General features: G+C 61.6%; 11 protein-coding genes. 5 read left to right on the plus strand and 6 right to left on the minus strand.

Features of this window, described 5'->3' with window-relative positions; translation table 11 throughout:
• Window positions 1–147: 147 nt before the first annotated feature.
• From WI754_RS03835 to WI754_RS03845, 3 genes are all read left to right on the plus strand, one after another.
• Window positions 148–924 (plus strand): amino acid ABC transporter substrate-binding protein, encoded by a 777-nt coding sequence (locus tag WI754_RS03835; RefSeq protein ID WP_349436319.1) that lies wholly within the window; start codon window positions 148–150, stop codon window positions 922–924.
• Window positions 925–1,035: 111 nt separating this feature from the next.
• Window positions 1,036–1,716, plus strand: a complete 681-nt coding sequence (locus tag WI754_RS03840) for an amino acid ABC transporter permease (protein WP_112847512.1) — start codon at window positions 1,036–1,038, stop codon at window positions 1,714–1,716.
• Window positions 1,713–2,474: an amino acid ABC transporter ATP-binding protein gene (locus tag WI754_RS03845; RefSeq protein ID WP_349436321.1), complete on the plus strand. Its 762-nt coding sequence runs from the start codon at window positions 1,713–1,715 to the stop codon at window positions 2,472–2,474. The genes WI754_RS03840 and WI754_RS03845 overlap by 4 nt, the downstream gene beginning before the upstream one ends.
• An 86-nt stretch (window positions 2,475–2,560) precedes the next feature.
• Here the strand turns inward: WI754_RS03845 and pyc are convergent, their stop codons facing one another.
• Together pyc and WI754_RS03855 are read right to left on the minus strand one after the other, a co-directional pair.
• Window positions 2,561–6,019, minus strand: a complete 3,459-nt coding sequence (gene pyc / locus WI754_RS03850; protein ID WP_349436323.1) for a pyruvate carboxylase — start codon at window positions 6,017–6,019, stop codon at window positions 2,561–2,563.
• A gap of 110 nt (window positions 6,020–6,129) precedes the next feature.
• On the minus strand, window positions 6,130–6,870 hold the full coding sequence (locus WI754_RS03855; RefSeq protein WP_349436325.1) for an autoinducer binding domain-containing protein: 741 nt from the start codon (window positions 6,868–6,870) through the stop codon (window positions 6,130–6,132).
• Window positions 6,871–7,323: 453 nt separating this feature from the next.
• Between WI754_RS03855 and WI754_RS03860 the strand changes: the two genes are divergently transcribed.
• On the plus strand, window positions 7,324–9,075 hold the full coding sequence (locus WI754_RS03860) for a glucan ABC transporter ATP-binding protein/ permease (protein WP_349436327.1): 1,752 nt from the start codon (window positions 7,324–7,326) through the stop codon (window positions 9,073–9,075).
• A 57-nt stretch (window positions 9,076–9,132) separates the two neighbouring features.
• Here WI754_RS03860 and WI754_RS03865 read toward each other — a convergent pair whose 3' ends face one another.
• The 4 genes from WI754_RS03865 to WI754_RS03880 form a co-directional block, all read right to left on the minus strand.
• Window positions 9,133–10,059 (minus strand): LysR substrate-binding domain-containing protein, encoded by a 927-nt coding sequence (locus WI754_RS03865; protein WP_349436329.1) that lies wholly within the window; start codon window positions 10,057–10,059, stop codon window positions 9,133–9,135.
• Window positions 10,060–10,291: 232 nt separating this feature from the next.
• A complete protein-coding gene (opgC, locus tag WI754_RS03870) occupies window positions 10,292–11,455 on the minus strand; it encodes an OpgC domain-containing protein (RefSeq protein ID WP_349436331.1) in 1,164 nt (387 codons plus the stop codon).
• A 130-nt stretch (window positions 11,456–11,585) separates the two neighbouring features.
• Complete coding sequence (locus WI754_RS03875) at window positions 11,586–20,075, minus strand: glucoamylase family protein (protein WP_349436333.1); 8,490 nt, start codon at window positions 20,073–20,075, stop codon at window positions 11,586–11,588.
• A gap of 468 nt (window positions 20,076–20,543) precedes the next feature.
• Window positions 20,544–21,437: a LysR family transcriptional regulator gene (locus WI754_RS03880; protein ID WP_349436335.1), complete on the minus strand. Its 894-nt coding sequence runs from the start codon at window positions 21,435–21,437 to the stop codon at window positions 20,544–20,546.
• Between the two features lie 115 nt (window positions 21,438–21,552).
• Between WI754_RS03880 and WI754_RS03885 the strand changes: the two genes are divergently transcribed.
• Entirely contained in the window at window positions 21,553–22,953 is a 1,401-nt protein-coding gene (locus WI754_RS03885) for a VOC family protein (protein ID WP_349436337.1), read from the plus strand.
• The last annotated feature ends 8 nt before the right edge of the window (window positions 22,954–22,961 follow it).

The following is a 22,961-nucleotide window of genomic DNA, read 5'->3' on the forward strand; positions in this document are numbered from 1 at the left end:
ATTTTGGCGTGGGAACGGCCGGAATTGGAGAAAAACCTTCGCTGTTGCGCCGCACAATTGAAGTTTTGTGCGCTGTGGACGGCGGGACCATATGCGATTGTCCTCTCACACCGGCGACGGGCCGGATAGAAAGATGGAAAAAGCACAATGAAATGGGTTCACACACTTCTCGCCGCCGCCGCCATCGCGCAGCTGGTTTCGATCGCTCCGGCCTTTGCCGGCGAAAACCTCGAGGCCGTCAAGTCGGCCGGGGCGCTGAAGATCGGCACGGAAGGCACCTACGCACCCTTCACCTATCACGACGAAAGCGGCAAGCTCGTCGGCTTCGACGTCGAGATCGGTGAAGCCGTCGCCAACAAGCTGGGCGTCAAGGCAGAGTTCCTCGAAGGCAAGTGGGACGGGCTGATCGCCGGCCTCGATGCCAATCGCTACGACACCGTCATTAACCAGGTCGGCATCACCGAGGAGCGCAAGAAGAAGTACGATTTCTCCGAGCCTTACATCGCCTCCAAGGCCGTTCTGATCGTCAAGGCCGAGAATGAGGAGATCAAGGATTTCCCGGACCTCACGGGCAAGAAGGCCGCGCAGTCGCTGACAAGCAACTTCGGCAAGCTGGCTGAGGCCTCCGGCGCCGAACTCGTCGGCACCGATGGCTTCGATCAGTCGATCCAGCTTGTCCTGACCGGCCGCGCCGATGCGACGATCAACGACAGCCTGTCCTTCCTCGATTTCAAGAAGCACAAGCCGGATGCGCCGGTGAAGATCGCCGCCGAGCAGGCGAATGCCGACTATTCCGGCATCATCATCCGCAAGGGCGAGCCGGAGCTTCTGGACGCGATCAACAAGGCGCTGGCCGAGATCAAGGCGGACGGCACCTATGACGCGATTTCAAAAAAGTATTTCGGCGCCGACGTTTCGAAGTAATCCCGGTCGCGGCGTGACCGCACTGGTTTCGCCGCGTGCCTCACTCCAGTATAAGGCATGATCCGTTCCGGAGGCTCCGGGGCGGATCATGTCGTTTGAAAGGCCCTGTCCGTGCCCTCCTGGCTCCAACTCATGCTCGATTCGCTCCTGCCGCTTTTGCGGGCCGGACTGATCTTCACCATTCCGCTGACGCTCTTGTCCTTCGGTCTTGGCCTGGCGCTTGGGCTTCTGACGGCGATTACCCGTCTCTTCGGGGCCAAACCGCTCGTTGCCGTGGCGCGGTTCTATGTCTGGGTCATTCGCGGCACGCCGCTTCTCGTACAGCTTTTCGTCATCTTCTACGGCCTGCCGAGCCTCGGCATCCTGCTTGACGCCTTTCCCGCCGCGCTGATTGGCTTCACGCTCAACATCGGCGCCTATACCTCCGAAATCATTCGCGCCGTCATTTCGTCGGTGCCACGCGGCCAGTGGGAAGCAGCCTATTCGATCGGCATGAGCTGGGGCCAGGCAATGCGCCGCACCATCCTGCCGCAGGCGACCCGCGTTGCCGTGCCGCCGCTGTCCAACACCTTCATTTCGCTGGTGAAGGACACCTCGCTTGCCGCCGCCATCACCGTGCCAGAACTCTTCCAGACGGCGCAGCGCATCGTTGCCACGACCTACGAGCCGCTGATCCTCTATATCGAGGCGGCGCTGATCTACCTGGCGCTCAGCTCCGTTCTCTCCGCCCTGCAGGTGCGTCTGGAAAACCGCTTTGCCCGCTATGGCGGCTTCCTGGAGGCGCGCGCATGATCGAGCTCACCCATATCGAAAAGCGCTTCGGCGACAATGTCGTCCTGAAGGACATCAGCGTCACCATCGCCGAAGGCACGGTCACGGCGCTGGTCGGCCCCTCCGGTGGCGGCAAGAGCACGCTGCTGCGCTGTGTCAACCTCTTGGAAATCCCGACATCCGGCGCGATCCGGCTGGGCGAGGAGCGGATCGAGTTTGCGCCCCACAGGAAGACCGGCTGGGATGCCATCCAACGCTTGCGCCGCCAGACCGGCATGGTCTTCCAGAACTTCCAGCTTTTCCCGCACCAGACCGCGATCGAGAATGTCATGGAAGGGCTGGTCACCGTCCTGAGGTGGCCGAAGGACAGGGCAAGGGGCCGCGCGCTCGAACTGCTGGAAAAGGTCGGCATGGCCCACAAGGCCGATGCCTGGCCGGCAACGCTCTCCGGCGGCCAGCAGCAGCGCGTGGCGATTGCCCGTGCGCTGGCCCCCTCGCCGCGCGTCCTCCTCTGCGACGAGCCGACCTCGGCGCTCGACCCGGAGCTGGCCGAGGAAGTCGTCGAGGTCTTGAACCGGCTCGCGGCTGAAGGCACAACGATGATCATGGCGACCCACGACCTGCGGCTCGCCTCGAAAGTCGCCGACCAGGTCCTGTTCCTCGATGGCGGCCTGATCGTCGAAAGCGGACCGCCGAGGAACATCTTCCAAGCACCGCAGCGGGAACGCACGAAGAAGTTCATTTCGTCGCTGAACATGGGGAACGACTACGAGATTTGAGGCCGAGCAGTCCCTTGTGTAATCGCTTGCTGTTTGCGAGAGGGGGGTAAGCCACGGCATACTCCACCCCCACCTTCAAACCGGCCTCACCCCCCGTAGACGATCAGCAGATCCTTGGCGTCGATCTGGTCGCCGGTGCGCACGAGCACCTCGGCGATGGTGCCGTCCTTTTCGGCGTGCAGCGCGGTTTCCATCTTCATTGCTTCGATCGACAAGAGCACGTCGCCGGACTTGACGGTCTGGCCGGCCGAAACGGAGACCGTCGAGATGACGCCCGGCATCGGCGCGCCGAGATGGGCGGCGTTACCAAGATCGGCCTTGCGGCGCGCGGCGCTCGAGGCCGAGCGGTTGCGGTCCGGCACCTTGATCAGGCGCGGCTGGCCGTTGAGCTCGAAGAATACCTTGACCATGGCCTGCTCGTCCGGCTCGCTCTTGGCCTGGTGCAGGATGACCAGCGACACACCCTTTTCGAGTTCCGGCAGCAGCTCCTCGCCGGCCGATAGCCCGTAGAAGTAAGCGGGCGTCGGCAGGACAGAGACGGGACCGTAGGTGTCGGCAGCCTGCGCATAGTCGGTGAAGACCTTCGGATACATCAGATAGGAGGCGAATTCGAAGTCGCTGACCTTGCGCTCCAGCTTGGTCTCGATGTCCTTGCGCTCCTTCTCGAGATCGGCATCCTCAAGCAACGAACCCGGACGGGCGGTATAGGCCTTGTCGCCTTTCAGAGCCTTCTTCTGCAGGGCCTTCGGCCATCCGCCCGGCGGCTGGCCGAGATCGCCCTTCAGCATCGACACGACCGAATCCGGGAAGGAGACGTCCTTGGCCGGGTTCTCGACATCGGCGACCGTCAGGTCCTGGGAGACCATCATCAGCGCCATGTCGCCGACCACCTTGGAGGACGGCGTCACCTTGACGATATCGCCGAACATCTGGTTGGCATCGGCATAGGCCTGCGCCACCTGGTGCCAGCGGGTCTCCAGCCCGAGCGAACGGGCCTGTTCCTTGAGGTTGGTGAACTGCCCGCCCGGCATCTCGTGCAGATAGACTTCCGATGCCGGCCCCTTGAGGTCGCTTTCGAAGGCCGCATACTGGTTGCGCACCGCCTCCCAGTAGAAGGAGATGCGGCGGATCCATTCGGGATCGAGGCCGGGATCACGCTCCGAGCCGCGCAGCGCCTCGACGATCGAGCCGAGACAGGGCTGCGAGGTGTTGCCGGAGAAGGCATCCATCGCCGCATCGACGACATCGACGCCGGCATCCACCGCGGCAAGCACCGTCGCCGCCGCAATGCCCGACGTATCGTGCGTGTGGAAATGGATTGGCAGGTCCGTCGCCTCGCGCAGCGCCTTGAACAGCACGGTCGCTGCGGCAGGCTTCAAGAGGCCGGCCATGTCCTTCAGCGCGATCATATGCGCACCGGCCTTTTCCAGCTCGGCAGCCAGTGCGGTGTAGTATTTCAGGTCGTATTTCGGCCGGGCGGAGTTGAGGATATCGCCGGTGTAGCAGATCGCCGCCTCGCAGATCCGGTTCTCCTCGGCCACCGCATCCATCGAGACACGCATGTTTTCAACCCAGTTGAGGCAGTCGAAGACGCGGAAGACGTCGATGCCGCCCTTGGCCGCCTGGCGGACGAAGTATTTGACGACATTGTCCGGATAGTTCTTATAGCCGACGCCGTTGGCGCCGCGCAGCAGCATCTGCAGGAGCAGGTTCGGCGCATCCTCGCGCACCTTGGCGAGACGCTCCCAGGGGTCCTCGGTCAGGAAGCGCATCGAGACGTCGAAGGTGGCGCCGCCCCAGCATTCGAGCGAGAACAGGTTGGGCAGGGCGCGGGCATAGGTGCCAGCGACCCGGGCGATGTCATAGGTGCGCACGCGGGTGGCGAGCAGCGACTGATGGCCGTCACGCATGGTCGTGTCGGTCAAAAGCACGCGCTTCTCATTGCGCACCCATTCGGCGAACTTCTTCGGGCCGAGCGCGTCGAGCTTCTGCTTGGTGCCGTCGGCGATCGCGGCGTTGCTGTGCGGAACGATCGGCTTTGCCGCATCCGCGCTCGGCTTCGGCCGGCCCTTGGCTTCCGGGTGACCGTTCACCGTCACGTCGGCGAGATAGGTCAAGAGCTTCGTCGCGCGGTCCTGGCGCTTCACCTGCTGGAACAGCTCCGGCGTCGTATCGATGAAGCGGGTGGTGTAGGAATTGTCGGTGAACTTCGGGTGGCTGATGATCGCTTCGAGGAACGTGAGGTTGGTCGCGACGCCGCGGATGCGGAATTCGCGCAGCGCCCGGTCCATGCGGGCAATCGCTTCCTTCGGCGTCGGCGCCCAGGCGGTGACCTTCACCAGCAGCGGGTCGTAAAAGCGGGTGATGACCGCACCCGGATAGGCCGTGCCGCCGTCGAGACGAATGCCGAAGCCGGAAGCGGAGCGATAGCCGGTAATGCGGCCGTAGTCCGGGATGAAATTCTGTTCCGGATCTTCCGTGGTAATGCGGCACTGCAGCGCGTGGCCGTTGAGGCGAATGTCGTCCTGTTTCGGCACGCCCGATTCCGGCGTTCCGATGGCAAAGCCGTCAAGAATGTGGATCTGCGCCTTGACGATATCGATGCCGGTCACGACTTCCGTGACGGTATGCTCGACCTGGATGCGCGGATTGACTTCGATGAAATAGAATTTGCCGGTGTCCATATCCATCAGGTACTCGACAGTACCGGCCCCGACATAGTTTGTCGCCTCGGCGATCCGGGTCGAATAGCTCGCCAGTTCCTGGCGCTGCACGTCGCTCAGATAGGGAGCTGGGGCGCGCTCGACGACTTTCTGGTTGCGGCGCTGGACCGAACAATCGCGCTCGAACAGATGCACCACGTTACCATGCGTATCGCCGAGCACCTGGCTTTCGACGTGGCGGGCACGCTCGACCAGCTTTTCCAGATAGACCTCGTCCTTGCCGAAGGCGGCCATCGCTTCGCGCTTGGCTTCCGTCACCTCGCGCGACAGGTCCTTCGGATCGCGGATTGCCCGCATGCCGCGGCCACCACCGCCCCAGGACGCCTTCAGCATCACCGGGTAGCCGATCTCTTCGGCCATCTTTGCCACGATATTCATGTCGTCCGGCAGCGGCTCTGTCGCCGGCACGACCGGCACGCCGATCTCGATGGCAAGATTGCGGGCCGCGACCTTGTTGCCAAGACGCCGCATGGTGTCGCCCGTCGGGCCGATGAAGATGATCCCGGCCGCCTTGCAGGCATCGACGAATTCCGGACTTTCCGACAACAGGCCGTAACCCGGATGGATGGCATCGGCGCCGGACAGCTTGGCGACGCGGATGACTTCCTCGATCGAGAGATAACTCTCGATCGGCCCTAGATCGCGGGCGAGATGCGACCCGCGGCCGATCTGGTAGCTCTCGTCCGCCTTGAACCGGTGGAGTGCCAGCTTGTCCTCCTCCGCCCATATCGCAACCGTTTTTATTCCCAGTTCGTTTGCGGCGCGAAACACGCGGATGGCAATTTCGGAACGGTTGGCGACAAGGATTTTCGAGATGGGCAAGTCGGACTCCTCAAGACTTGGACGCGGTCATGCTGCACCGCGAAAAGGATTATTAGCGGTTCATGACGTGAAGTTCAATTTCATAGTCGGCATGAGGGTGTTCATTTCCGTCAGGAAATCAATCCCAGACGGAAGGACAGGGCAACCGCGTGATGGCGGTTTTTCGCGCGTAGTTTTTCCTGGATGCCGTTCATGTACCAGTCGACCGTATGGTTGGAGATGTCGAGGATCCGGCTGATCTCGTTCGAGGTCAGCCCGTCGGCCAGATAGTTCAAGGCCTCCATTTCGCGGCGAGTCATCTGGACATCGACGCTGGAGACCATTTCAGCGAGAACCGTGGGATCCGTCAGCTCCAGAAGCCGCCAGAAGACCTTCTTGGCAATGCCGTCGAACAGGCTCATCTCGACCGGGCTGAGATCGACCACGCGGCCGCCGACCGACAAATTGCCGAGCAGTCCGCGGCGCCCGTGGACGGGAAAAATGTACCCGTCGTGGAGGCCGTAGCCGCGTGCCTCGACCATCATGCGCTCCATGCGCTTGCGGTGTGGATCGGAGCGGAAGGCAACCAGCGTCTCCCTCCAGCGGAAGCCGCGCTGCGCATGGCCGAGAAAGCGGATCGTCGGATCGATGATGACAAATTTCTTCTTGATGTAGATCTGTGGCCAGCCATCCGGCCAGCGTCCGGTCAACAGCAGGCTCAGCGGATTTTCGTTCGGCTTCGGCTGGCGGACGACGCCGTAAAAGTCGAAGCCGTAGCGGTCCAGAACCCGCTCGAATTCCTGAACGATTTCGTCCCTGCTCTTCATCTCGTCTATGAGCGCCAGAAACTGTACCAGCAATGTAATATTCATGAATGCCCCTTCAAAAAATCCATTCCGGCCTGTGACCGTTTATATCGCAGCGCAACATGAATGTCCTGTTCAGCACCCATTCATGTTGCAATCGCAATAATCCCCAATGTCAGTCGTAAAATCACCTAACACCGCGTCGCCGGTGAGCCGCAAGGCGCGAAAAATAGCAAGCTATGAATAATCAACTTCGAGGCGTCCGGACTCTTCCACTCACCTTGAAGGTTTATCATAACCAAGTTTGCTCGGCGAAGCCAAAAGATGAACTTTGGTGAAAAGAATAGGACGGAAGGATGAGGAAAGATCAGTTTTGGAATTTTTATTCTGCAGCCCCCAAATGCGGGAATGAATACTTTTTCCAGGCTTTTCTTTTCTATTTCAGCCGTTTTCCGGCGATGCAAGGGCTGAGATGTTTTTCATTGCGTCACATTCCAACTGCCCAAGAGGGATAAGACAGTGTCATTGTTCCAGGTCTATGCAAGAGCGCTTCAGTATCTTGCCGTTCACAAACTTCGCGTCTCCGCGATCGTCATCGCCAACATCGTCCTGGCGATCATCACGATTGCCGAGCCTATTTTGTTCGGCCGCATCATCGACGCGATCTCCTCCAAGCAGACCGTAACCCCGATGCTCCTGATGTGGGCCGGTCTCGGCGTCTTCAACACGATCGCCTTCGTGCTGGTCGCCCGCGAGGCCGACCGGCTGGCGCATACGCGCCGCTCGACCCTGATCACGGAAGCCTTCGGCCGCATCATCTCGATGCCGCTGTCCTGGCATAGCCAGCGCGGCACCTCCAACGCCCTGCACACGCTGCTGCGCGCCTGCGAAACGCTGTTCGGCCTTTGGCTCGAATTCATGCGGCAGCATCTTTCGACTGCCGTGGCGCTGGTCCTGCTCGTGCCGACGGCCTTTGTCATGGATGTGCGCCTGTCGCTGGTCCTCGTCGTGCTCGGCGTTCTCTACGTCGTCATCGGCAAGATGGTGATGACACGCACCAAGGAAGGCCAGGCCTCCGTCGAGGACCACTATCACACCGTCTTTTCGCATGTCTCCGACTCGATCAGCAACGTTTCGGTCGTGCACAGCTACAACCGCATCGAGGCGGAGACCCGCGAGCTGAAGAACTTCACCCAGAAGCTGATCTCGGCCCAGCTGCCGGTCCTCGACTGGTGGGCGCTTGCCAGCGCGCTGAACCGCATGGCATCGACCATCTCGATGATGGCGATCCTCGTTATCGGTACCTTCCTCGTCCAGAAGGGCGAACTCGGCATCGGCGACGTCATCGCTTTCATCGGCTTTGCCGGCCTGCTGATCGGCCGCCTCGACCAGATGAAGGCCTTCGTCACGCAGATTTTCGAAGCCCGCGCCAAGCTCGAGGACTTCTTCACGCTGGAGGACTCTGTCCGCGACCGGGAAGAGCCTGTCGATGCCGGCGAGTTGAACCATGTCCGCGGCGAGGTCGAATTCCGCGACGTGTCCTTCAACTTCGCCAACTCGAACGAAGGCCTGTGCGATGTATCGTTCACCGCCAGGGCCGGCCAGACCATCGCGATCGTCGGCCCAACCGGTGCCGGCAAGACGACGCTGGTCAACCTCTTGCAGCGTGTGCATGAGCCGGCACGCGGCAAGATCCTGGTCGACGGCGTCGACATCTCGACGGTGACCCGCAAGTCGCTGCGCCGCTCGATCGCCACCGTGTTCCAGGACGCGGGCCTCCTTAACCGGTCGATCTGCGAGAACATCCGCCTTGGCCGTGAAGACGCATCGTTGATCGAAATCATGGAAGCGGCCGAAGCAGCAGCAGCAGCCGACTTCATCGAAGGTCGTCAGGGCGGCTACGACACCAAGGTCGGCGAGCGCGGCAACCGGCTCTCGGGCGGCGAACGCCAGCGTATCGCCATTGCCCGTGCGATCCTCAAGAACGCGCCGATCCTCGTCCTCGACGAGGCGACCAGCGCGCTTGACGTCGAAAACCGAGTGAAGACGGCGATCGACAATCTGCGTAAGGATCGTACGACCTTCATCATCGCCCACCGCCTGTCGACGGTGCGCGAGGCAGATCTGGTGATCTTCATGGATCACGGCCGGATCGTCGAGATGGGCGGTTTCAACGAGCTCAGCCAGAGCAACGGTCGATTTGCATCGCTGTTGCGCGCGAGCGGCATCCTCACGGACGAGGACGTCCGCAAGAGCCACGCTGCGGCCTGATTAACGGGCAAATGCTTTTCCAAATATCCCCTCATGGCGTTGCCATGGGGGGATTTTTTATGCGGGAATTGATCCGCCCGCTCCCAGCACGTCATCCGTGGATGAGGCCAGGCTTGCCGTCAGCCAGCCAACAAAAGCCGAGGCGGCATGTGGAAGGCGGTCGAAGCGGCGCGCCACCAGCCAGTAGGCACCGTAGGGCAGGGATATGTCGAAAGGCCGAACGAGCCTGCCTGCGGCAAAGTGCTCTACAGCGAAAAGTTCATCGACGAGGGCTACGCCTTGCCCGCTCATCACCGCCTGCAAAATCAGGCCGCCATCCGCATAGACCGGACCGCGCTCTACATCAGCAACAACGCCCGCAGTTTCGAACCAGTGACGCCATGGGTCGCGATTTTCCTCGTGGAGCAGAGGAAACCGGAGAAGGTCTTCTGGCGAGGTCACCGCTGTTCCCGGCGTCAGCAGCCCGGGCGCGAAAGCCGGCGTGAGCCTTACATCGGTAAGGTGCTGGCTTTCAGTTCTCGACCAACTTGTCGATTGGACGCTGTGCCGGATAGCAAGGGCTGCTTGGTTGCTTCGAAATTCGATCAAACGAGGCTCTGCGTCGAGTTGAATGTCGATATGCGGGTGATCTTTCTGAAAATCGGCAAGATGGAACACCAGCCAGCATGACGCGAAGGAAGGTTCCGCGCTGACCGAGACGACGGAGATCGCGTCCCGGCGCCGCAATCCGTCGAGGCAATCGCCGATGTCGTCGAAAGCCCTTGTCAGGTTTGCCAGCAATGTCTCGCCGGCAGAGGTCAGGCTGACGCGGCGATGCTGCCGCTCGAAAAGCGCCAGCCCCAGAATGGTTTCCAGTTCACGAACCTGCCGGCTCACAGCAGCCTGGGAAATATAAAGCTCGGCCGCGGCCAGCGTGAAACTCTGCAGCCTACCGGCCACCTCGAAGCTCCGCAGGGCGGTCAAGGGTAAACGTCCTCGTTTCATGCATAACCCCAAGTCATCCGACCCTCACGATAAGCTCGTTTGAACCTGATCGGCAAGAAGGATGGAATGGCCGCAAGGGAGATACGGCCATGTGGATGCAAATCTACGAGACAATCATGGATGCGCTGCGCGTCGCCACGTTCCAGCCGCGGCAACCGCCAGGAGGGCGCAACTTGCCAACTCGCCCGGCGGAAAATCCGGTGGTGATCGCAAGTGACGGCAGGCGCGCCAGTTAGACCCTCACGGCCTCAGGTCGGGACAGGCCGCCGAGCCAATCGAGATAGCGCGCATAGGCGAAATGGAGACCGATGCCGACGATGACGAACAGCGAACCCCAGAGCGGATCACGCCCCGTGACGAACAGAAGCACCTGGCCCGCCATGGCAAGGATCGTGCCGAGAATGAAGACCGGCAGCGAATGGCGCCCGATCATCACCAATGGATGATCGAGGCGCAGCCGCGCCATTCGGCTGAAAACCGGAAAGACCGCCAGCAGATAGGCAAGCGCCAGGACGTGCAGCAGCCGCGTCAGCGAGAGGAAGGTCTTGTCGAACCCCGTCAGAACAGCGGGCAGACCATAGGAGAAATCGATGTTCCACCAGGAGAACACGACCCAGAAGAACGACAGAACGACATAGCCGGCGGACAGGGCGATGAGCAGCGGGTGGCGCGGCAGCGGCTTGCCGGCGCGCGAGCGCATCATGCAGATCATGCCGATGACGAAGAGGAACTGCCAGGACCAGGGATTGAGGAACCAGTAGCCTTCATCGAGAAAATTGATCGGCACGATCATGAAGATGCCGGCGGCGAGCCACAGCGTGGCCGATGCCACGAACAACAGCAAGGGGCTGCGGCCATGGAGCCAGAGCATGCCCGGCAAAAGCAGGAAGACGACGGCGTACATCGACAGGATGTTGTTGTAGCCCAACTGGTGACCCAGCAGGACCATGGCGACGAAGCCCTGTTCGGTATGATCGACCAGAGGTCGGATATTGATCTCGCTGATCAGGTCCTGCCGGCCGAAATAGAGCGCCCCGCCGGCAAAGATCGCCAGCGTGATGATACTGGTCATGATATGCGCGACGTAGAGCGTGAACGCCCGGCGCCAGATCTTCAGGCTGAGGGCGAGGCGATTGCCGAGTTTGAATTTCCGCCCATAGGCAAGCCCGGCCGAAAGCCCCGAAATCAGCACGAAGGCTTCCGCCGAATCGGAGAAGCCGAAGTTCTTCGTCGTCAGATATTCGAGATATTGCCCCGGCACATGATTGACGAAGATGGTGATGAGGCAAAGAGCGCGAAACACGTCGAGGCGGGTGTCACGCTCAGGAGGGATGGATCGCTTCGTTCCGGTCTGTCCGTCATCGGCAGACGGTTCGAATTGCAGTTTTTGAAGCATTCAGATTGTTCTCGTCCGAGTTCAGTGCCCCCTGCCCCCTTGACGCAATACGACTGCTGGCAATCAGAACGAAGCCGGCTTTGCAACTTCTGGTACAAAGCCGGCTGCACGTCTGACGAAGCGCCAGAAGCTACACCAAAACGCCTTCATGCGCGTTTTTTGTGACAGTTTTATTGACGCTGACGATCGGCTCGCCGCTTTCCGCATCTTTCGTCACAGAAATTACATGCACCTTGCCGTCGATGGTCAGCGTCGCCGAGAAACCATCCCAGGCTTTCGGCAGGACCGGGCGAACAGTCAGCGTCCCGCCCTGCCTGCGAATGCCGAGGATGCCTTCGACCGCTGCTCGATAGAGCCAGGCCGCCGAACCCGTATACCAGGTCCAGCCACCGCGTCCGGTCAGATCGCCGTCGCCATAGATATCGGCGGCGACCACATAGGGTTCGACGCGATAGTGATCGGCGCTGTCGCGATCTCTGGAGTGATTGACCGGATTGAGCATCTCGAACGCGTGCCAGGCGTCTTCCGAGCGGTTCTGCGCCGCAAGTGCCAGCACGACCCACGTCGCCGCATGGGTATATTGTCCACCATTTTCGCGGACGCCAGGCGGATAGGCCTTGATGTAGCCCGGATCCTGCTCCGTTCCGGAGAGCGGCGGCGTGAACAGACGGATGATCCGGTGATCGGCATCCGCCAGTTCCGAAAGCACGGCATCCATGGCCTGCGCCGAGCGAGCCGGATCACCTTCGCCCGACAGAACACTCCAGGACTGGGCGATCGAATCGATGCGGCATTCGCTGCTGTTGGCGGAGCCGAGCGGCGTCCCGTTGTCGTAGTTGCCACGACGATAGTATCCACCATCCCAGCCGGCCGTTTCAAGCGCCTGCTTGAGACCGGTAAGTTGCGTTTCCCAGGCCGAAACCCGCTTGCTGTCACCGCGCTCGCGTGCGATCTCGACGAAGGAGCGAAGGGTGGCCGCAAGGAACCAGCCGAGCCAGACGCTGGTGCCGCGCCCTTCGATGCCGACGCGGTTCATGCCGTCGTTCCAGTCGCCGCCAAGGATCAACGGCAAGCCGTTTTCGCCCTTGCGGGCAATCGCCAGATCGAGTGCCAGCGCGCAATGCTCATAGAGAGACGCACGCCGCTCGGACACCAGTGGCTGGAAGAAATTGTCGTGCTGGCCGGGTTCAAGGGGCACGCCCTCGATAAAGGCAATCTGCTCGTCGAGAATGTCCTTGGTACCGGTCACGTTGCAATAATATTGCACCGCGTGACCAAGCCAGACTACGTCATCGGAGATCAAGGTGCGGACGCCCGAGCCATTGCCGGGCAGCCACCAGTGCAACACATCGCCTTCCGGGAACTGCCGCGCCGCGGCGTTGAGGATCTGCGCGCGTGCAAGTTCCGGACGATGCACGATGAAGGCGAGCGTATCCTGCAACTGGTCGCGAAAGCCGAAGGCACCGCTTGCCTGATAGAAGGCCGACCGCGCCAGGAGGCGGCAACCCAGGCTCTGATAGGGCAGCCAGGCATTGACCATGTTGTTGAACGCCTTGTCGGGCGTATCGACCTGGAGAATGCCGGTGAAGTCCTGCCAGAAACTGTTCGAGGCTTCGAGAACCGCCTCGAAAGTCGTGCTGCGCGCCGTCTCGAGATGTTCTAGCGCCTGATCGGCATGGTCGGCGTCGCCCATGTAGAAGGTCAGCTCGCGGCTTTCGCCCGGCGCCAGCGCCACATCGAGAACGAGCGCCGCACAAGGATCGCCATCCGCATCGATCGCGCCTGACAGCGAGTTGCCGTCAAGCACCGCTTTCGGCGCATGAATGCTACCGGCGAGCCCGATGAATTCGCGGCGGCTTGCCGTGAAGCCCACCGGCATTTCGCTCGCCGCCAGGAAAGCGGCGCGGCCGGAATAGTCGATGCTGTAGGGGTTGGTGGCCAGCACCGCGCCGCTTGCCTCGTCGAGATGCGACAGGATGAAGGGCGCCGTCTTGCTGCGATTGTTGCCGAGCACCCATTCAGCATAGCCGTAGACCTTCAGGCTTCGGGCCTCGCCGGAGAGATTTTTCAACCGCATCCGCCAGTATTTCACCGGCGCCTTGCGATGAACGGCCTGGCTTACCTCCATCTCCAGCTCGTCCTGCACGCTCTTGAAGACCGAATAGCCGAGGCCATGCCGCGTTTCGAAGAGCACGGACTTGCGCCGGGACAGGGCGGCATAGGGCGACATCACCGCACCGCTGTCCATATCTCTCACGAAGATCGCTTCACCCGGCCGGTTGATCACCGGATCGTTGGTCCAGGGCGTCAGCTGGTAGTCGCGCGAATTGCGGGCCCATGTGAAGGCAGCGCCTTCCGCCGCCACATGGAAACCGAAGCTCTCGTTGGAAATGACGTTGATCCACGGCTGCGGCGTCGCTTCGCCGCCGCGCAGGCGCGTCACATATTCACGGCCGTCCTTGGAAAAGCCGCCATAGCCGTTCCAGAAGTCGAGCCCGTCGCCAGTGATCGAGGCTGGTTCCACATCACGATCCGCAGCTGGAGCTGCGAGCAGTGGCAGGACAATCTTTTTCCGCTTGACGGCAGGCGTGGCGAACAACGCTTCCGCACGGGAAATCTGGTCCGAGATCTTGCCGTTGCGGGCATGGAAAACGGCACGCGACGCCGACAGCAGCGCCGACCACGTCTGCGGCTCCATGATGTCGCGGCGGACCGCGAAGATATGCTGCCGGGCGCTATCTGGCAGACGCAGGCGCAGGTTTTCACACATCGCATCGAGCGTGTGCTGCATGTCCTGCGCATAGGACGAGGCCCGTTCGTTGATAACGACGAGATCGGCTGTGACGCCGCGCGTGCGCAGATATTCTTGCGCCTTCAGGGCTTCACGCGCGATGCCGAGGTCAACGTCATCGTTGATGCGGACGGCAAAGATCGGGAAGTCGCCCGAAATCGCCAGCGGCCAAAGCGACGATTGCGATGCGAGACCCGCCTGAACGGTTGCAATATCGGCACGCAGCTGCATGTCGGGATAGGTGAGGTAGCGGCCAAGCGTCTGGAAACTTGCCGCCTCCTGCGAGGTCACGCCGACGTGGCGCATCTGCACCTGGCTGCGGGTCCAGGCGTGGATCATCTCGTGATTGAAGCTGTCCGGATGGCGATAGCGATCGACGGCCTTGTCGATCTGCTCGCGACCGGGCGCAGCGATGGTCCAGAAGATCACGCTGACCTTCTTGCCCGCCGGCACACGAACGATACGGCGAAGCGAGACGATCGGGTCGAGCGTATAGCCGTCCGTGCCTGAAAGCTTCGCGTCGGTATCGAAGGCCTGCGCTTCGGCAAGCGTGCGGCCCGTTCCGATGAACCGGCGCCTGTCCGTCTCGGCCTCCGTGTGACGGCTGCTGCCGGCATTGTCGGCGATCAGGTGAGCCACCTGCATATCCGGGTCGCCGGGACTACGCTTGTTGCGCGTGACGCGGATGACGTCGCCCTTCGGATCGATCTCCGTGCGCAGGAACATCTTGGCAAAGAGCGGATGGGCGCTGTCGGTATCGTCGGTTGTCAGCACCGGCTCGGCATAGGAGGTCACCTCGATGAAGCGATCCTCAGAGCCCCTGTTGAGAAGGATCACCCGACGGCCTTCGGCATCGTGCTCGGTGGCGACGATGCATTCGACCTCGCTGGTGAGTTCGCCGACGGTCTTGACGAATTCGGCCTTGTCGTCGCCGAAGCGGATCATGGCTTTTTCACCTTCCGCCCGGCGCGGTTCGGCAGTTGCCGACCACCAGTCGCCAGTCGCCATATCGCGCAGGAAGATAAACGTGCCGGACCGGTCTTCGCTCGGATCGGCATTCCAGCGGGCAACGGTCTGACCGTTCCAGCGGGAATAGCCGCTGCCGGTCGCCGTCAGCATGACGGAGTAGTGGCCGTTCGACAGGAAGACCGTCTCGCGATCCTTGATCAGCGGATTGTTGACGACCCGGACTTCCGGGCGGAGCAGGTCTTCCGGGCCCTTGCCGACAGATTCCGGTTCCTTCTTGGTGTTGATGATCGGGATATCGCGCGGTGCCTTTTCCTGCAGCAGCAGTTCGGCCGCTTCGATGACCGGATCGGCATGGAACCACTCGCGCAGACGCCCGTTGAAGACGACGTTGGCGACCGCCGCGATCGACATGCCGTGGTGGTGGGCATAGTAGTTGCGCACCACCGCGCAGGTCTTGCCTTCCGGCACGCGGGTCGGCGTGAAGTCGACGGCATCATGGAAACCATAGGCCCCGAGCGCGCCGACGCCGCGCAGCCGCTCCAGATTGGCGAGCGCCGCCTTCGGATCGTACATGCTGGCGAGGATCGAGGCATAGGGCGCGATGACGGCATTCTGGCCGAGGCCACGCTTCAAGCCGAGCGTCGGCACACCGAAATTGGTGTACTGATAGGTCAGTTCATGGTCGCGGGCATTGAAGGCCGCTTCCGAAATGCCCCACGGCGTGCCGAGGCGGCGGCCGTGGTTCATCTGTTCCTTGACGATCAGATTGTTGGTCTGGTTCAGGATGCCACCCTGAGGCTCCTGCATGACCAGCGGCGGCATCAGATATTCGAACATCGAGCCCGACCAGGAGATGAGCGCACCGCGGGCGCCGATCGGCACGATCGGACGGCCGAGCTTGTACCAGTGTTCCGTCGGCAGGTCTCCCTTGGCGATGGCAAACAGGCTGGTGAGGCGCGCTTCCGACGCGAGAAGGTCGTAGCAGGCTTCGTCAAGCTCGTTCGAATTGACGCGGTAGCCGATCGACAGAAGCCGCCGTTCCGGACGGAAGAGGAAGCTGAAGTCCATCGAGAATGCGATATCGCGCGCCCGGTCGCGCACGACGATCAGACGCTGGCGCAGCACCTCGATGGCACCGAGGTCGAAAACGCCGTCGGCAATGTGGGATTCGCAGGTGTTGACCAGAACGGTCGCCCACTTCGTCACTTCGCCGCTCTGGGCGCTCCTGACCTCGTGGTCGAGATTGGCGGTGAGCTTCTGGATGTCGCGCGCCAGAACCGCCAGGTTGATGACCCGGATCGAGGCAAATTCATGCTCGCGCTTGACCGCCTGCAGAGCATTGTGGAAACCGACGATCCGCTCCTCCATCAGCCGCCGCAGCGGCCGCACTGTCTTGCGGTCATCCGGCAATTCGGCCAGCACTTCGGACAGAATGGAGGCAACATCGCCGATACCGTCCAGATTGCCCTGGATATGCGCGGACGGCGCTTCAGCCCATTCGCGGCACATCGAGGACACGGCGATCAGATGGCCGGCGAGGTTGCCGCTGTCGACGGCCGAAACATACTTCGGTTCCATCGTCTCGAGCGGGTTCGTCGTATACCAGTTGAACAGGTGCCCGCGGTATTTCGGCATGCGGTCGATCGTAGCAACCGTCTCCTCCAGGCGCCGCACGGTTTCTTCAAAACCGATCCAGCCGAAATCGCGAGCCGACATAACCGATAGCAGGTAGACGCCGATATTCGTTGGCGAGGTCCGTTCGGCCAGAACCGGATGCGGGATTTCCTGGAAATTGTCCGGCGGCAGGAAGTTCTGCTCGGCGGTAACGAAGGTCTCGAAATAAAGCCAGGTCCGACGCGCGATCTTGCGCAATTCCTCGACGACATTTTCCGGCACGACCAGCTGGTCTTCGGTCTCGGCGGACTGGCTGACGAACCAGGCGATGGCCGGAGACAACGCCCACAGCAGGGCAAACGGAATGCCGATAAAGGGAACGCCGGTATCGGAGATGGCTGCAAGCAGCAGCGAAACGACCGACAGCGCCGGCGCGGTCCACATCGAACGATAATAGTCCCAGATGGTACCGCTGGCCGAGCTCTGCACCTGCGCTGCGGTGCGCCACTCGAGCATCAGCTTGCCGCTGACAAAGGTTCGGTAGAGGGAGCGCACGATGGCATCGGCCATCATTGCGGCCGAATGGGCGATGAAGACGATGCGCAGCGCGACCTGCGCGTTGGCCGCCTGGATTTCCGAGAGAACAGCATGCAGATGGGCGCGGGCTACGATATCGTTGCGGCGCGGCATGATACCGGAAATGAGCGACAGGGTCGGCGCGACGAACAAGCTGAAGATCAGCACGAACTGCCAGACCAGCGCCTGTGTCGGCTCCATGTAATACCAGCCCATGACCGAGGCAACGAGCCAGGCGCAGGGGATCAGCGAGCGGCGCAGATTGTCGTACATCTTCCAGCGGCCGAGCATGCTGACGCCGTTGGAAAGATCGAACATGTAAGGCAGGAGCTGCCAGTCGCCGCGCGCCCAGCGATGCTGGCGCGACATCTCGACTTCGTAGCGGATCGGGAAATCCTCGACCAGTTCGACATCGGTCACCAGCGCGCACTTGGCAAGCGAGCCTTCCAGGAGGTCATGGCTGAGAACCGCGTTTTCCACGATCCTGCCCTTCAGCGCTGCCTCGAAGGCGTCGACATGGTAGAGGCCCTTGCCGGTGAACGTACCTTCGCCGGCAATGTCCTGATAAACGTCGGAGACGGTGAAGACATAGGGATCGATGCCGCGATTGACCGAGAAGATCCGCTGGAACGCCGAAGCTTCGTTGCCGGTGGTCAGCGACGGCGTCACCCGCGGCTGCAGGATACTGTAGCCTGCAGTCACCTTCTGCGTGACCGGATCGACGACCGGGCGGTTGATCGGGTGGTAGAGCTTGCCGACCAGCTTGGTCACCGCGTCGCGCATCAGGCGCGTGTCGGAATCGAGCGTCATGACGTATTGCACGTTTTCCGGAACGATATTGGCGCCGGCAAGGAAGCTCGTGTCGCTGTCGCCGCGCAGAAGCAGGTTCATCTCATGAAGCTTGCCACGCTTGCGCTCCCAGCCCATCCAGACGCCCTCCGCCTCGTTGTAGAGGCGGCGGCGATGCAGGAGGTAGAAGCGGGTCCGGCCGTCATGGGCGTAGCGCTCGCTCAAAATCGCGATTTCGCGCTTGGCGTAGTCGAGCACGTCAAGATCGGCGGCAGTTTCCTCCTCCTTGCTGTCGGCCCAGTCGCTCAGAAGCGCGAAATAGACCTCACCCTTCGGATTGGCGAGATAATGCACCTCGATGTTGCGCACGAGCTCATCGACGTGATCGCGCTTGGAGATCAGGCAGGGCACGACGACGAGGGTCCGCGCATCCTGCGGAATCCCGTTGAGAAACTCATATCCAACCAGGCGCGACGGCGTCACGCAGAGCGTGACCAGCGTGTTGAACAGACCGGCAGCACCTTCCGAGGCCGGAAGCGCGAACAGGAGCAGCATGATCAGCTTTGCACCCGTCGGAATATCCATCGGGCTGACGAAGACATAGACCGCGATCATCGCCAGAATCGTCAGTACGATGTTGGGACCGGCAATCGCGAGCCAATCGAGCTTACGGCTCACACGGATGATGTTCTGCAGAACGGTCGGACGGTAGCCGATCCTCTGCTCCAGAAGCCGGCGCTGCTTGCCGACGAGGAACCCGCCGACATTCGGCTCATGCGGGATTTCCTCAGGCGCCGCCGCCTGCTCCCTTACCATCTCCAGGGCGATCTGGGTCACTTCCAGTTCGGTATAGCCGGACCGGCGCGCCAGCCGCTCGATGGTGTTGCGATACTTGTTGCGCGAACCGAAATCGAGCAGGGAATAATCCGAATCGTCCCGGAGCGCGTCATCGAGCTTGCTGACACTCTCGAACCAGACGGCCCAGTCATTGTCGTCGATTTCGCGCAGGCTGCGGATGATGTTGCTCATCGTCGCATTGCCGGACGACAGGCGGTTCTGCTCGGCGACCAGAGCTTCCTCGACATTGCTGCCGCGTTTTTCCAGCTGCTCTTCGAGCCAGGTGATCACGTAACCCGATGTCTGCGATCCGTCGCGCAGGCGGTAGAGAAGCTGGGTCACGAAGGTATTGTCGGCGGTCAGCGGCTGAGCATCCGCGAGAACCGACCTGAACCTCTCGGGTTCACCCAGCCGGACGATCTGATCGGCGACGTCGTTTGCCTTCTTGCGCATGCCACGCGAACGGTCGACGCGGATGGCGATGCGGCGCAGGTTCTCGATCAGCACGAAGCGGAGAATGGACGGCAACGCCCAAAGCTCGCCGATCTTGAAGGTCTCGTGATTCTGGAAACCGGCAACCATCGCCGTCAGGCTTTCGCGCGACACCGTGCTGTGGGTGTGGGCGACGTAGAGCCAGGCAAGCGCCATGGTGCGCGGGATCGTCGTGCCGGCGACGGACAGCGTCGGCAGTTGGCGATAGAACTTGCGCGGAAAGTCGCGCCGGACTTCCTGAATCGACTCTTCAACCAGATAATGATTGTCAAGCAGCCATTCCGCGGCGGGCGTAATCGAAGCGCCGGCTTCGACGTCGGCAGCCGTCACCTTGTAGACGCGGAAAATCTCGTGTTCGTTTTCGCGATGACGCGGACGGAACTCGAATGGGAAAAAACCCGGAAGGCTTTCCACGCCATCGCGGGCCAAGGCGGCCCCGCATTCATGAAGCTGGTCAATCGTAAAATAGGTCGACCGGATCGAATCGTTATAATCGATCGGCTTGATTTCAGCTTCGCCAGGAGGCGTGAAAGGCGTATTTTGAAGGTTCATAGGTACGGGTTCTGGATCCAGGCGGTGTTGAAGGGTCCGGCCGTGGTCGTCGTGCCGGATGGGCTGCAGCCCTGATGTTTTGCTCTGCGCCGCCACGACCCTAAACGCTCGTCTGTGTTCTACCGTCAGCCGCCAGGTCTCGTGCAGGCGGGAAACCGTGGGCTTTGGCACAGCCCGGAAGGGCCTTGAAGGTCGTGAAGGCGGCAGTCGCTTCGCTGTCAGGGCTGCGTGATGCAAGAAGTGGGCATTTTTTAGCCGTAGTGCCAATGTGTTGCAAGGAGCGGTGCCTATTCTCGGGACGAATTCCATGCTGTCGCGCCAAAGAAGGACCGTTGTCGCGGTCGTCCTTTGCAGCAAATGATGTGAAATCCCCTATGACCGTCTCTTCGACACCGCTCATCCAGCCCGGAACGCGCAATGCGCCGAAAGGTTCCGCATTTTCAATTGCGACGCAGCAAGGTCTTGCAATCACCCGACCTGCGCCGTGATCCAGGCACGAAAGGCCTGACTGACCGGATTTTCGAGCTTTCCTTCCGGCACAACCAAATAGTAGCTGTTTTCGGTCTGCATCGGCCGGTCGAAGACGACACGCAAACGGTCGGCCGCCAGCTCCTTTTCAATCAGATAGCGCGGCAAGAGCGCAAAGCCGAGGCCGGCGGCTGCGGCCTCGATCACCATGGAAAACTGGTCGAATCGATTGCCGCGATAAGCGGACTTCATCTCGCCGCCATTGCTCTCGAACCATTGAGCCCACATCTTCGGGCGGGTGGCGAGATGCAGGAGCGGTTTGTCTTCCAATTCGCCCGGCTCCTTCATCGGATGCTGTTCGTAAAGGGCGGGACTTGCCACGGGCACGATGATCTCGCTGCAGAGATAGCTGCAGGTCGCGTGCGCCCAGACCGGCTGGCCATAGTGGATGGCCAGGTCGAAATTCTGTTCGTCGAAATCGAAGGGCTGTGAGCGGGAGGCGATGTTGATCACCGTGCCCGGATGCCGTTTCAGGAAATCCGGTAATCGCGGCGTCAGCCAGCGGCTGCCGAAGGTCGGCAGCGAGGCGATGGAGAGGGTCGATTCCGAGCGCGCCGAGGCCATCGCCCGCACCATCAGCTCCTCTGATTGCGCCAGCAGTCTGCGCACCTCCGGCAGGAATTTCTGGCCCGCATCGGAGAGGATGACCCGCTGGCGGACGCGTTCGAACAAAAGCACGCCGATCTGGCTTTCGAGGTCCTTGATCTGGCGGCTGACGGCGCTCTGTGTCAGGTTCAGCTCCGCCGCGGCCTGGGTGAAGCTGCCGTGGCGCGCGGCGCATTCGAAGGCCTGCAGCGTCGTGACGTCAGGAATCAGTCTTCTACTCAACTTCATTCCGGCCTCGCATGATCATAGTCAGAACCGTCGCAATCAATGCTCATTCGACCGATATATGATACGAAATGAGAATGATCGACCCTATCGGTTCAATACTGCGAGGCGCGCTGCCGTGAAAGAGAATAGTTTCGTATCCACCGACGATATCCGCTCGGCCTTTTCAGCCGCGATGTCGGCCATGTACCGCACCGAAGTTCCTGCCTATGGCACATTGATGGAATTGGTGGGTAAGGTGAACGCCGAAACGCTCGCCGCCGACCCCGATCTGCAGGCCCGCTTGGAAGGCACGGATTCGCTGGAGCGCATCTCCGAGGAGCGTCATGGCGCAATCCGGCTCGGCACACCTGCCGAACTGTCGATGATGCGCCGCGTCTTTGCCGTCATGGGCATGCATCCGGTCGGGTACTACGACCTCTCGACCGCCGGCGTGCCGGTCCACTCGACAGCCTTCCGCCCGGTCGGCGACGCCAGCCTGAAGAAGAACCCGTTCCGCGTCTTTACCTCGCTGCTGCGGCTCGACCTGATCGCTGACGAGACCCTGCGTGCTGAAGCCGAACAGATCCTGTCCAAACGCGAGATCTTCACGGTTGGCGCCATTGCGCTGACCGAGAAAGCCGAGAAGGAGGGCGGTCTCGACAAGGCCGATGCCGCGCGTTTCGTCGCGGAGGCGCTCGAAACCTTCCGCTGGCACGACAAGGCCAATGTCAGCCCGGACATGTACCACCGCCTGCACGACGCGCACCGGCTGATCGCCGACGTTGTCTCGTTCAAGGGCCCGCACATCAACCACCTGACGCCGCGCACGCTCGATATCGATGCAGTCCAGGCGCGCATGCCGGATTATGACATCGCCCCGAAGGCGATCGTCGAGGGCCCGCCGACCCGCAAATGCGCCATCCTTCTGCGCCAGACCTCGTTCAAGGCGCTCGAAGAGCCGGTCTCCTTCCAGGCCGCAGACGGCAGCTGGCATGCGGGATCGCACACCGCCCGCTTCGGCGAAATCGAGCAGCGCGGCATCGCGCTGACGCCGAAGGGTCGCGCACTCTACGACGAACTCCTGAACGCCTCCCGCAAGATCGTCCGTCCGGCTGCCGACGGCTCGAATGCGGCAGAGTATGAAAAGGCGCTCTCAGACGCCTTCATCCCGTTCCCCGACACGTGGGCCGGCATCCGCGCCGAAGGCCTCGGCTATTTCGCCTATTCGCTGACGGCCAAAGGCCGCAAGGCCAAGGCCGATGCTTCGAAGAGCCTGGACAGCCTGATCGCGGACGGTCTCGTGCAGTTCGATCCGATCGTCTACGAGGACTTCCTGCCGGTCAGCGCCGCCGGCATTTTCCAGTCCAACCTCGGCGACGATACCGCGCAGGAATTCGTGGCAAGCCCGAACCAGCAGCGCTTCGAGCTCGATCTTGGTGCCAGCGTACTGAACGAATTCGAGCACTATGCCGGCATCGAGCAGGCCTCCATTGCCGATTGCCGCCAGATGCTTTCTTCCGCCGAGGCCGCGGAGTAAACCTGAAG

The organism is Pararhizobium sp. A13 (assembly GCF_040126305.1).
GTDB lineage: Bacteria > Pseudomonadota > Alphaproteobacteria > Rhizobiales > Rhizobiaceae > Pararhizobium.